The following is a 13038-nucleotide window of genomic DNA, read 5'->3' as shown; positions in this document are numbered from 1 at the left end:
ATGCCCATAAAAGACTCTGAGTTAATTTTAAATCCCGATGGTAGTATTTACCACCTTAATTTAAAACCAGACCATATTGCACATACCATCATTTTTGTTGGAGATCCAGATCGCGTCCCCCTTATTACGAAGCATTTCGATGTAATAGAATTTGAAACTCAAAAAAGAGAGTTTAAAACCCAAACGGGACGCTATAAAGGGAAAAGACTCTCGGTTATTTCTACAGGAATTGGCTGTGATAATATTGATATTGTTTTAAATGAACTGGATGCATTGGTAAATATCGACCTAAAAACAAAAACCATAAAGCAAGACCACACCGCTTTAAATATTATAAGAATTGGGACATCTGGAACCTTACAAAAAAAGATTCCTGTTGATGCTTTTCTTCTCAATACCCATGCGATAGAGTTTAGCGGACTCTTCCATTCTTATATTTCGAATAAAATATCTAATCTAGACATTGAAAAGGCTTTTGTTGCCCATACAAAATGGCACTCAGAAAAAGCAAACCCCGTGGTAGTTAACAGCAGTAAGCGTTTAGAAAAACAGTTTGAAAGCGACAGAACCTTTAAAGGCATGACCGGTACTGCAAACGGTTTTTATGGGCCACAAGGGCGGTTTTTAAGATTGCAGCTTCAAGATGACGGCTTAAACGATAAAATGGCTTCTTTTGAATACGAAGGCTTACAAGTAACCAATTTAGAAATGGAAACAGCCGCTATTTATGGCCTATCTAAATTACTTGGGCACCATGCCATCTCATTAAGTGCCATAATTGCAAATCGAGCACTCGCAACGTTTAGTAAAGACCCAGAAGCCGCAATGGAAAAATTGATTTGTTATACTCTAGAAAAATTATAATTGATTTTTTACATAGTAAAGCCCCCTGTACATTGCAATGTACTATAACAATTCGTATCTAAGTATAATTTATACTTCAACAAGTAATTAATATGGTTTAAAATGAAATATTTTTTTATAAAAAAAACTACACACCAATAGGTTATGGAATTATTTTGAAAATTTAAGAAACAACTTTATCATTAACACATACTATTTTAGGATGGCATACAAACAGCCTTTATTAGGGTTGTTTTTTATTGCGGGCTCCCTCCTGTTCATCACCTTCAGTTTCTTTTTGAGGTTCAAATAAATTCATATAAGCGCTCCCTAAATAATCAATCACATGACTTGCTATTAAACTCTGGTAACCAAAATCTTCAACAGCAATATCGGCCGATTTTCCATGTAAATAAACACCAAAAATAGTAGCAGGCAAAGCTTCATATCCTTGAGATATCAAACCCGTAATAATTCCGGTAAGCACATCGCCACTGCCTGCCGTTGCCAATCCAGGGTTCCCTGTGGTATTGATATACGTTTTATCTTTATAAACAGTCATCGTATTGGCGCCTTTTATAACCACAATAACATCATATTTTTTAGAAAACACCTTTACCTTTTCCAGTTTATCAAAATCGTCTTTCCATTTTCCTATCAAACGCTCCAGTTCTTTTGGATGTGGCGTTAAAATCGATGCACTAGGCAATAATTTTAATAGACGTTTCTTTTTAGACAAGATGTTAATCCCATCGGCATCAACAACCAACGGTGTTTTGTTTTGTTTTAAAAAGACAGCAAACGCCGCTATGGTTTTAGAATTCGTACCCATCCCTATACCCAGACCGATAACCGATGGCGTAATATCAAATTCAATTTTAGAGATAAAATCCTCCTCCATATCTGTAATCACCATGGCTTCAGGAAACGCCGCTTGCAACGGGACGTATCCGCATTTTGGTACAAATACTGTTACCAGACCAGCTCCTACAGAAAGTGCTGCTCTACTCGCTAAAGTTACGGCTCCTATTTTCCCATAACTTCCGCCAACAATAAGGGCATGACCAAAGCTTCCTTTATGTGAAAATTTGGTTCTGGGTTTATAAATCGGCAAGACTTCATGTTTTCCTATAAGTTCATTTTCTGTAGGCACACCTCGTAAAAAGCCAACATCCAAACCAATATCTAAAACCTCCCAATGCACCGTGTATTTAGAGGTTTCAGGTAAAAAAAACACCAGTTTAGGGGAGGCAAAACTCAAGGTGTATCCTGCCCAAACCACGCTTTCTGAATCTACTGGTACACGTTCTGTGCTTAAACCCGAGGAAATATCTATAGCCATTGTAAAAGCTCCTGTACTTTTAAAATGCATAAATAATGCTTTTACCCAAGGATCAATGGGCCGATTAAGACCAATACCAAAAATAGCATCTACAATGATGTCTTGGGGTGCTATTTCCGGAAAATCACTTTCACATTTTAATAATATAGGCCATTTTTTTGATACGTTTTTAATACGATCATAATTCACTAAAAAATCTTTAGAACGCTTATCGCTACAATTAACAACATAAGTCTTTACATGATAACCATGGGTAATTAAATGGCGGGCAAGGACTAAGCCATCTCCACCATTGTTCCCTATACCACAAAACACATGAATGGGTACTTGGGCACCTTGTAATCGTAAATGCATCCAATTAAATAGCTGTATCCCGGCCCGCTCCATCAAATCGGCAGATGTAATGTTTTGACGTTCGGCCGTGAGCTTATCACCTTCGTATATTTGGTCTTTTGAGAATATTTTCACTGGTTCGTTTTTTTATTAATTCTACAATTCTATTAAAAAAACCATTCAATCTTTTAAAAATAAAGCACTTCTGTTTAAGAATTACGCAAAAAGCCGATTTTTGTTTTTTTATTAGGCTAAAAGTAATACTTTTGGAGTGTTTATTTCGAAAAATGAATCTTTTAAACTTAAATATAAACCTTGTTATTCTTTCTTTTTTCAAAGCGACTATCGTGGCTTTTGGAGTAACCATCTTTACCATTACCCCTTGGGGTTTCTAGGTTTATATATTTCTTCGGACTATCTTTGCAACCTTAAGGGTTGTACGTTTTCAAAATCATTTATTCAAACATTAATTCATTAAAAATGAAGGTTTTAAAATTTGGGGGGACCTCCGTAGGTTCTTCAAAAAACATAAATAAAGTCATCAACATATTAAATGATTATGCAAAAACGGATCCCGTAATTTGCGTAGTTTCAGCTGTTGGCGGCATTACAGATAAATTATTATTGGCTGGTGAATTGGCTAAAAATAAAGACACAAGCTTTAATAATACTTTTGATATCATAAAAGATATTCATTTTTCTATTGTTAAAGACTTAGTTCCTAATAACAACGATTCTATTATGCGTTATGTAGATGAAAAGTTGGTCGAGCTTAAAAGTCTCTTAGATGGTATTTATTTGATTAATGAGCTTTCTCCTAAAACATCAGATAAATTATTGACTTTTGGTGAGTTATTGTCTTCGTTTATCTTAGCGGAAACTTTAAAGAGTCGTAACGCACCAGCGGCTTATAAAAACTCACAAGATTTAGTGGTAACCAATTCCAATTTTACAAAGGCGGAAGTAGACTATCCATTAACGTATTCGAATATACAAACCTATTTTAACGCTGCAAAACAACAGATTACTATTCTTCCAGGGTTTATTTCAAAATCGAAATCGGGAGAACAAACCACTCTAGGACGTGGCGGATCGGATTTTACAGCAGCTATGGTTTCTGCTGCACTTAACGTAGAGCAACTAGAAATATGGACCGATGTAAGCGGTATGTATACCACAAATCCTAAACTTGTTAAACAAGCATATCCTATTAAAAAAATATCTTATCAAGAGGCTATGGAACTTTCGCATTTTGGTGCAAAAGTACTTTATCCACCCACTGTGCAGCCTGTCTTAAATTTAAATATTCCCATTCATATTAAAAACACTTTAGAGCCTGAAGTTGCAGGCACTATAATCTCCAATGATGATACTAATGGGAATGGTCCTGTAAAAGGAATTAGCAACATTAATAATATCGCGTTGTTAACACTTCAAGGTAGCGGCATGATTGGCATCCCTGGGTTTTCGAGACGGTTGTTCGAAACCTTGTCTCTAGACAAAATCAATGTGATTTTAATTACGCAAGCCTCTTCAGAGCATTCTATTTGTTTAGGCATTGAAGAGAAAGATGCTGAAGCAGCCAAATTGGCCATCGATGCTACTTTTGAAAATGAAATAGCGCTTCGCAAAATAGACCCCATTATTTTAGAAAAAGACTTATCAATTATTGCCTTAGTTGGCGATAAAATGAAAAATCATCAAGGAATTAGTGGAAAAATGTTTAGCACCTTAGGTAAAAATAATATTAATATTCGCGCTATAGCACAAGGCGCGTCCGAAAAAAATATTTCTGCAGTGATCGCACAAAGTGATGTTAAAAAGGCTTTAAACACCTTACACGAACAGTTTTTTGAAACTAAAACAAAACAACTTAATGTATTTATTACTGGAGTTGGGAATGTTGGAGAGAAATTAGTAGAACAAATAAAAAAGCAACGTAAATATTTAAAAGAAAATCTTAAAATAAACATGCGTATTGCTGGATTATCCAATTCCAGAACCATGGTTTTTAATGATGATGGTCTTGATTTAAACCATTGGAAAGAGACTTTAGAAGCAGGAGAAAAAGCCTCTTTAAAAGGGTTTTATGAAAAAACCAAATCCTTAAATCTACGCAATAGTATATTTGTAGACGTTACAGCAAATTACGATGTTTCTAATCTATATGCCGATTATTTAAGAAGCAGTATTGGTGTGGTAGCCTGTAATAAAATTGCCTGTTCTAGCGATTTTGAAAACTATAAACTTTTAAAACAACTATCCCTTAAATACAATGCACCATTTCTTTTTGAAACCAATGTAGGCGCGGGCTTGCCCATTATAGACACCTTAAATAACTTAATGGCTTCTGGAGATAAAATAAAATCCATACAAGCCGTGCTTTCTGGAAGTTTGAATTTTGTGTTCAATAACTTCTCAGATAAAACCAAGTTTTATGATGTTGTAAAAGATGCTGCTGCTGAAGGCTACACAGAACCAGATCCCAGAATCGATTTGAGTGGTGTGGATGTGGCTCGAAAAATTTTAATTTTAGCTAGAGAAAGTGGTGTTGAAATGAATCTTGAAGATATAGAAAACACGCCTTTCCTTTCAGATTCTGGGTTAAAAAGTGATTCTGTAGACGATTTTTACAAAACGCTTATTGAAGATGAAAGCCACTACCAAAACTTATACGCTTCCGCGAAAGCGAAAAATTGCCAATTAAAGTATGTAGCCCAATTTAATGGCGACAAGGCCAGTGTAGGCTTGCAAGAAATACCAGAAGGTCACCCCTTTTATAATTTAGAAGGAAAAGATAACATCGTGATGTTCTATACACAACGTTACCCAGAACAACCCATGATCATAAAGGGTGCTGGTGCTGGTGCAGATGTTACAGCATCAGGTTTGTTTGCAGATATTATTAGAATTGGAAATGATTAAAAAGATGACTGAACAGAGAAAGTGAAAACCGCTTTATACCGGTTATTTTCTTTTCTCTGTTTTTCTTTATGTCTATAACATATGAATGAAATAAAAATATTTTCTCCTGCAACCGTAGCCAATGTTTCATGTGGGTTTGACGTCTTAGGCTTTTGTTTGGATAGTGTGGGCGACGAAATGGTTATTCGAAAAACGGATAAAAAAGGCATCCATATTACTAAAATTGAAGGCTTTGATTTGCCTTATGAGCCAGAACTCAATGTAGCAGGTGTTTCAGCATTAGCCATGTACGAGGCCATTGATGTCGATTTTGGATTCGAAATTGAAATCTATAAAAACATAAAGCCCGGTAGCGGTATTGGGAGCAGTGCTGCAAGTGCTGTGGGTAGTGTTTTTGGGATGAATGAACTCTTAGGGAAACCATTTAACAAAACACAGCTTACCGCATTTGCTATAAAAGGCGAAGCCCTGGCCAGTAAGTGCGAGCATGCCGATAATTTGGCACCTGCTCTTTTTGGTGGCTTTACTTTGGTGAAAAGTTTAACGCCTTTAGAAATACTTGAAATTCCATCGCCAAACGAGCTGTATGTAACTATAATCCACCCACAAATAGAAATAAAAACCTCTGAAGCTCGAGCCATTCTTCCAAAAGAAGTTCCGCTTCAAGACGCCATTGCCCAATGGGCTAATTTAGGTAGTTTGGTACATGCACTGCATACAAGCGATTATAATCTTATCCAAAATTCATTACACGATGTAATTGTTGAACCTTACAGAAGCACATTGATTCCGCATTACAACGAAGTAAAAAAAGCGGCACTAAAAGCAGGGGCTTTAGGCACGGGAATTTCAGGCTCGGGACCTTCAATTTTTTCATTAAGCAAAGGACTAGAGGCTGCTAACAGCGTAAAAGAAGCTATTGAAAAAGTGTATTCTAGAACAAATATCCTTTTTGATATGCATGTATCGAAGATTAATGTGGAGGGTGTTAAAATACTATAAAATAAATTTTTAAACAAACAAGTTTTTGACTTACTCAAGACTACAAAACAATGAACTACTATTCACTAAATCACAAAGCGCCCCATACAACATTTAAAGATGCTGTAATAAAAGGATTGGCACCAGATAAGGGGCTATACTTTCCAGAACAAATTACACCCTTATCCAAGGAATTTTTTGAAAATATTGACAAGCTTTCGCATACTGAGATTGCTTTTGAGGCGATTAAACAATTTGTATCTCCTGAAATCCCAGAAGATGTTTTAAAGACCATTGTTGAAGAAACCTTGTCCTTTGATTTCCCTGTGGTACAGCTCAATGAAAACATTTCTACTTTAGAATTGTTCCATGGGCCTACCATGGCTTTTAAAGATGTTGGTGCTCGCTTTATGGCACGTTGTTTAGGCTATTTTAACAAAAGCAATGATAGAGAAGTAACTGTTTTGGTCGCCACTTCTGGTGATACAGGTGGTGCTGTTGCCAATGGTTTTTTAGGTGTTAAAGGTGTTAAGGTCGTTATCCTTTATCCAAGCGGAAAAGTGAGCGACATTCAAGAAAAACAGTTAACTACACTGGGGCAAAACATTAGTGCTTTAGAAGTGGATGGGACATTTGATGATTGCCAAGCCATGGTTAAAACTGCTTTTTTAGATGAAGATTTAATCAGTAGAATGCAACTTACTTCGGCAAATTCCATTAATGTAGCACGCTGGTTGCCACAATTGTTCTACTTTATGTTTGCTTATAAGCAATTGCATAAAAAGCATGATAGACTTGTATTTTCAGTACCTAGCGGAAACTTCGGTAATATTTGTGCAGGCATGATGGCACAACAATTAGGTTTGCCTATCCAACATTTTATAGCTTCAAATAATGCCAATAATGTGGTAACACGGTATTTAATCTCACAATTATACGAACCAAAACCATCCGTACAGACTATTAGTAACGCTATGGATGTGGGGGCACCAAGTAATTTTATCCGTATTCAGGAAATTTATAAAAACAATTTTAAAGCCTTAAAAGAAAACTTATCTTCTTATAGTTTTTCTGATGCAGAAACAAGAGCTGCCATGCTAGATATGTACAAGAGCTTTAATTATGTAGCAGACCCACATGGTGCCGTTGGGTATTTAGGATGTAAGGCTTACTTAAAAGAACATCCAAAAACACATTGCGTATTCTTAGAAACCGCACATCCAACTAAGTTTTTAGATATTGTTGAAGACGTTATAAAAGAAGAACAACCTTTACCAGAACAAATCCAATCTGTTATGGGGAAAGACAAAGTTGCAGAAAATATTCAGACTTATAACGATTTAAAAGCTTACTTATTAAGATAGCATGAATGCTTTAAAAAGCAAAACGCGAAGTAAAATAAAAAGGAGTGGTACTGTACGGTTCCACTCCTTTTTTATTACCATTCAAGTAATAGATTTTTAAACTAATATATTCAAAAATCGTATTCAAAAATCGGCGCCTCTCCCTTTTTCAATGGCCTTTATGTGGATAATAATTTTGATTAAATCCTCTTCTTAAAAGTCGTACATATTCAAATTTTATATACATTTGCTTCGTTAAATTTAAGTAACAACTTATGAGTTTTAACTAGCTCTAATCCATTATTTTGAACTACTAGAATCCTAAACTTCAGTTACACTCTACATTTAAATATATAGCCTAAATCACAAATACTACTCATACAAAAAGCATTCACACAAATGGACAACACAACTCAAGTGGTAAAACTAGAAGACCACACATCAAACCCTGCACCTCTTGGCTTAATGGGTTTTGGCATGACCACAGTACTTTTAAATTTTCACAATGCCGGTATTTTCGAACTTAATGCCATGATATTGGCTATGGGGATTTTTTATGGCGGACTGGCTCAAGTTATTGCTGGAATTATGGAGTGGAAAAAAGGCAATACTTTTGCTACTACAGCTTTTACCTCCTATGGTTTTTTCTGGCTTTCTTTAGTGGCTTTACTTATAATGCCTAAAATGGGATTAGCTGCCGCTGCAGATAACTTATCAATGGGTATATACTTAATTATGTGGGGGATTTTCACTGGAGGTCTTTTTATAGCAACCTTAAAAATAAGTCGCGCATTACAAGTGGTTTTCGCAACCTTAACATTGCTGTTCTTTTTATTAGCCCTTGGTGATATTACAAATAGCGCACTAATAAAAGAAATTGCAGGCTATGAAGGGATTCTGTGTGGTTTTTCTGCAATATATGCAGCTTTAGCCCAAGTTATTAATGAGTCTTACGGCAAAGTATTATGGCCTATTGGCCCCATAAAAAAATAGATTTATAATTATCGGAATTGTTATCGCCCACCAGTGATTTCAATACATTTTTTATTAAATCCGAAATAAAACGTATATAAATTGTTTTAATCATCAAACCCTATGGATACCAATTTCATAGGGTTTGTTTTTTAACTAAAATTATTATTGGCCAAGTCGGTTAATATAAAAAACAAAGCGCCACTTTTGTACCTGTATCACTTGTAACTATAGGGTACCCCTCCTTTTTACCAAAATATTTTATTATGACTCCCGTTCAAAAAAGCGACATCCATAAATTTTCGATACATTTGTTTTCGATAAAATATATCGTTAAAAAATAATAAAATTCTCAGCGTCGCGGGAATATAAAAAAATTTATTGATGAAAGACACAGCTTTAACAGAAACCCACAAAGCACTTGGCGCTAAACTAGTCCCCTTTGCCGGATATAATATGCCCGTACAGTATGAAGGTGTCACTATAGAGCACGAAACTGTACGCCACGGCATTGGCGTATTTGATGTATCGCATATGGGCGAGTTTTTAATAGAGGGGGATCATGCGCTTGAACTCATCCAAAAAATAAGCAGTAACGACGCTTCTAAATTAACCGTTGGAAAGGCACAATACAGCTATTTACCCAATGATACTGGCGGTATTGTAGACGATTTAATTATATATAAAATTAAAGAAACCAGTTATCTTTTAGTTGTAAATGCAAGCAATATTGAAAAAGACTGGAATTGGATAACTTCTAAAAATGATGTGGGCGCTACCATGCGGAATTTAAGTGACCATTACGCCTTATTAGCCATTCAAGGGCCAAAAGCTATCGAGGCGATGCAATCTTTAACCCGTCATGATTTATCAGCCATCAAATTTTATAATTTTATAATAGGCGATTTTGCAGGCATTGAGCATGTTATCATTTCGGCAACAGGCTATACAGGAAGTGGCGGTTTTGAAATTTATTGTAAGAATGACGATGTGAAACAAATTTGGGACAACGTATTTGAAGCTGGTGCTGCTTACGCTATTAAACCTATTGGCTTGGCTGCACGAGATACCTTGCGTTTAGAAATGGGTTACTGTCTGTATGGTAACGACATCGATGACACGACATCGCCTATGGAAGCTGGCTTAGGTTGGATTACCAAATTCACAAAAGAATTTACAAATTCCGAAGCTTTAAAAAAAGAAAAAGAACACGGTTCTAACCGTAAACTAGTTGCTTTCGAACTTGAAGGACGAGGCATCCCCAGGCAAGGTTATAATATTGTAGATGATAACGGCATTATAATTGGTGCTGTAACGTCGGGTACTATGGCGCCATCATTGGGCAAAGGTATTGGCTTAGGCTATGTACCAACACCGTTCGCAGGAATTGGCAACCAAATCCATATCCAAATACGTAAAAACACCATTCCTGCAACTGTTGTAAAAACACCATTTTATAAACGTCAATAAACTTTTGGTGCTATCCATATGAAAGCTAATAAAAACCAAAAAGAACGTAAACACCGGGTTTTAATTTTAGGAGCTAGTGGGTTTTTGGGCAATAGTATTTACAAAGAACTCTGTTCCTATTTTAATACTTTTGGAACCTACGCTACAGCAACCAAAGTTTATAGTAAAAACAAGCATTTTTTTCACTATAATATTGATGAAGACGATGTGTTTGAAATTTTAGATATTGTAAAACCCGATATAATTATTTCAGCTTTACGAGGCGACTTCTCCAAGCAGGTTTTGGTTCACAAGCACTTAACAGAGTATCTATCGGCCCATCAATGTAAACTTATCTTTTTGTCTTCTGCCAATGTATTTGATGCGTATAGTAAATTTCCAAGTTACGAATTCGATAAAACTTTAACCCATAGTGTTTACGGACATTTCAAAATTAAAATAGAAAACATGCTACTACGTTTGCCGAAAAGCAAAGTGGCTATCTTAAGGTTACCCATGGTTTTTGGAAAGCATTCGCCAAGAACTCAGGATATCATACAAAACTTAAAATATAATGAACCCATTGAGGTATTTCCTAATTTAATAATAAATGTTACCACAGATTCTAAAGTAACACAACAAATCCATTATATAATTAATAGAAATAAATCGGGCATTTTTCATTTAGGAAGTAAAGACTTAGTGCATCACGACGATTTTATAAAAGAACTTATAGACGCTTTAGGGCAGCAAAATCCGGTTTATAAAAATGTATATACCACCAATGAAGAGCGGTATTTGGCTGTTTTACCAAAAGACAACCTGTTACCAAGGCATTTGCAATTGGAAAGCAAAGAAATTGTATTAGAACTAAAAATTTAATTGATTTTAAGATTGTAAATCATTAAATTGTAAAACACATTAATTTTTTAAATAAATACTGATTATGAGCAAATTATCAAATGAAGACATAGAGAAAAGACTTTTAAGATTTCCAGATTGGGAGTTTTACGATGATGCGATACACGCAGAATTTGAGTTTGAAAATTTTAAAGATTGCTTTAGTGCCATGAGTCGAATTGCTTTTGAATGTGAAGCTTTAAACCATCATCCAGATTGGTCCAATACTTATAACATTCTTAGCATTTCACTTTCCTCACATGATGTTAATGGGGTAAGTGACAAAGATTTCAAGCTAGCAGAGGCTATAGAGTTTATAGTAGAGCCAGAAGAATAGCTAGCGGCTTTAAATTTTTATATTAATTAAAAACAGGCACCTTGGATGCTTGTTTTTTTTTAAATTTGTGTGATAAAAACGATTAAGAATAATATAGTAAATTCTAATACATTTCGACATGTAAATGTCTCCAAAGAAATATAATTAAATAATGTAACTATGGGAAGAGCTTTCGAATTTAGAAAAGCACGTAAAATGAAGCGTTGGTCTGCCATGAGCAAAGCCTTTACACGTATTGGTAAGGATATTGTTATGGCGATAAAAGAAGGTGGTCCAGACCCAGCTAGCAACTCACGCTTAAGGGCTGTTATACAAAATGCCAAGGCTGTAAATATGCCTAAGGAAAACGTAGAACGAGCCATAAAAAAAGCCAGTGATAAAAGCCAAGGCGATTATAAAGAAGTCGTTTTTGAAGGTTACGCACCACATGGTATCGCTGTTTTAGTAGAAACGGCTACCGATAATAATACCAGAACTGTGGCTAATGTACGTAGCTATTTTAATAAATGTGATGGAAGTTTAGGAACTTCTGGCTCCGTAGTATTTATGTTCGATCATACTTGCAATTTCAGACTCAATGCAGAAGGCTTAGATCCCGAAGAATTGGAATTGGAGTTTATCGACTTTGGTGCTGAAGAGGTTTTTGCAGATGATGATGGCATTTTAATATATGCGCCTTTTGAGAGTTTTGGTGCCATTCAAGCAGAGCTAGAGAAACGGGGTATCGAAATCTTATCATCTGGTTTTGAACGTATTCCGCAAGTTACCAAAACCCTTAGTGAAGAACAAGTCGCAGATGTTGAAAAACTTTTAGAAAAGCTAGAAGAAGATGATGATGTGCAGCATGTGTACCATACCATGGATGAGACAGAGTAGAACGAGGCTTTTTCACCCCCTATACCCCTGCCCTCAATTTTAAGCGATTTACCCATATAACGGCAAACCAATTGGGGGCGTTAACACACTATTTAGCTTTGGTCTATTAGCAAGTTGAGTATTTAGTTGAGGTGCAACGTTATTTTCCACTCTGTAATATTTATGAATAGCTCGAAATGGATATATTATGATGGTCTGGGAAATTTGCAATAGGTTTAAGAGGGGATTTATTCGCAAGTCCACTTCTAATTCAATCTACAAAGATAAGCTCAGCCTCTCTCTCTACCCACAAAATAGCCATTAGCAACCACAGGATTGCAACTATTGATAGTAAAAATAAGCAGGTCACTTTTACAGCCAAGGATTATCGTCGCGGTGGTAAGAAAATCAATTTAACGGTATCGAGCGCGGAGTTTATCAGGCGTTTTGCTCTGCATATTTTACCAAAAGGTTTTACCCGCATCCGGCATTATGGTATTTTAAGTAGCAGTTGGAAAAAGACGAAATTGCCAAAACTACAAGCTGAACTGGCTACCGTAAAAATAGAACCAGTTAAAACAGACAGGCCCGTTTTGCACCGCCAATGTTCTGTTTGTAAAAAGGGAAGGCTGCATACCATTTTATTATTTAATAATCGTGGTCCACCCGATAACTGGCGTGTTTTACTAAAAGACAAGAAACTGAATATGAGTCACTAAAAATGAAGCTGCACAAGTAGCCTGGCTCTGCTATGGCTT

Annotated in this window: 10 protein-coding genes and 1 pseudogene; 10 read left to right on the top strand and 1 reads right to left on the bottom strand. The window is 35.8% G+C overall.

Translation table 11 applies throughout. The annotated features are described in order from the left end of the window. Complete coding sequence (locus tag ACFFU9_RS12940) at positions 1 to 864, top strand: nucleoside phosphorylase (protein ID WP_379861893.1); 864 nt, start codon at positions 1 to 3, stop codon at positions 862 to 864. A 223-nt stretch (positions 865 to 1087) separates the two neighbouring features. On the opposite strand, the gene ACFFU9_RS12935 is transcribed toward ACFFU9_RS12940, so the two are convergent. Next, positions 1088 to 2653 carry an NAD(P)H-hydrate dehydratase gene (locus ACFFU9_RS12935; protein ID WP_379861892.1) on the bottom strand — a complete coding sequence of 522 codons (1566 nt, stop codon included), beginning with the start codon at positions 2651 to 2653 and terminating at the stop codon, positions 1088 to 1090. Between the two features lie 345 nt (positions 2654 to 2998). Here ACFFU9_RS12935 and thrA point away from each other — a divergent pair, with 345 nt between their 5' ends. The 9 genes and pseudogenes from thrA to ACFFU9_RS12890 all read left to right on the top strand — a co-directional run. Further along, positions 2999 to 5443 carry a bifunctional aspartate kinase/homoserine dehydrogenase I gene (gene thrA, locus ACFFU9_RS12930; protein WP_379861891.1) on the top strand — a complete coding sequence of 815 codons (2445 nt, stop codon included), beginning with the start codon at positions 2999 to 3001 and terminating at the stop codon, positions 5441 to 5443. Between the two features lie 81 nt (positions 5444 to 5524). Next, positions 5525 to 6445, top strand: a complete 921-nt coding sequence (locus tag ACFFU9_RS12925; RefSeq protein WP_379861890.1) for a homoserine kinase — start codon at positions 5525 to 5527, stop codon at positions 6443 to 6445. Positions 6446 to 6495: 50 nt separating this feature from the next. Further along, positions 6496 to 7788 (top strand): threonine synthase, encoded by a 1293-nt coding sequence (gene thrC, locus ACFFU9_RS12920; RefSeq protein WP_379861888.1) that lies wholly within the window; start codon positions 6496 to 6498, stop codon positions 7786 to 7788. Positions 7789 to 8166: 378 nt separating this feature from the next. Next, a complete protein-coding gene (locus ACFFU9_RS12915; protein ID WP_379861887.1) occupies positions 8167 to 8760 on the top strand; it encodes an acetate uptake transporter in 594 nt (197 codons plus the stop codon). 363 nt (positions 8761 to 9123) lie between these two features. Then, on the top strand, positions 9124 to 10209 hold the full coding sequence (gene gcvT, locus ACFFU9_RS12910; protein ID WP_379861885.1) for a glycine cleavage system aminomethyltransferase GcvT: 1086 nt from the start codon (positions 9124 to 9126) through the stop codon (positions 10207 to 10209). Between the two features lie 18 nt (positions 10210 to 10227). Beyond that, entirely contained in the window at positions 10228 to 11070 is an 843-nt protein-coding gene (locus tag ACFFU9_RS12905; protein WP_379861884.1) for a sugar nucleotide-binding protein, read from the top strand. 64 nt (positions 11071 to 11134) lie between these two features. Next, positions 11135 to 11425 carry a 4a-hydroxytetrahydrobiopterin dehydratase gene (locus ACFFU9_RS12900; RefSeq protein WP_379861883.1) on the top strand — a complete coding sequence of 97 codons (291 nt, stop codon included), beginning with the start codon at positions 11135 to 11137 and terminating at the stop codon, positions 11423 to 11425. 159 nt (positions 11426 to 11584) lie between these two features. Beyond that, positions 11585 to 12301: a YebC/PmpR family DNA-binding transcriptional regulator gene (locus tag ACFFU9_RS12895; RefSeq protein WP_379861882.1), complete on the top strand. Its 717-nt coding sequence runs from the start codon at positions 11585 to 11587 to the stop codon at positions 12299 to 12301. A 284-nt stretch (positions 12302 to 12585) separates the two neighbouring features. Next, a pseudogene (locus tag ACFFU9_RS12890) lies at positions 12586 to 12999 on the top strand (transposase); the annotation flags it as partial. Positions 13000 to 13038 lie beyond the last annotated feature (39 nt).

Source organism: Mariniflexile ostreae (assembly GCF_042427585.1).
GTDB lineage: Bacteria > Bacteroidota > Bacteroidia > Flavobacteriales > Flavobacteriaceae > Pseudalgibacter > Pseudalgibacter ostreae.
This window is presented reverse-complemented; position numbering and strand designations above follow the sequence as displayed.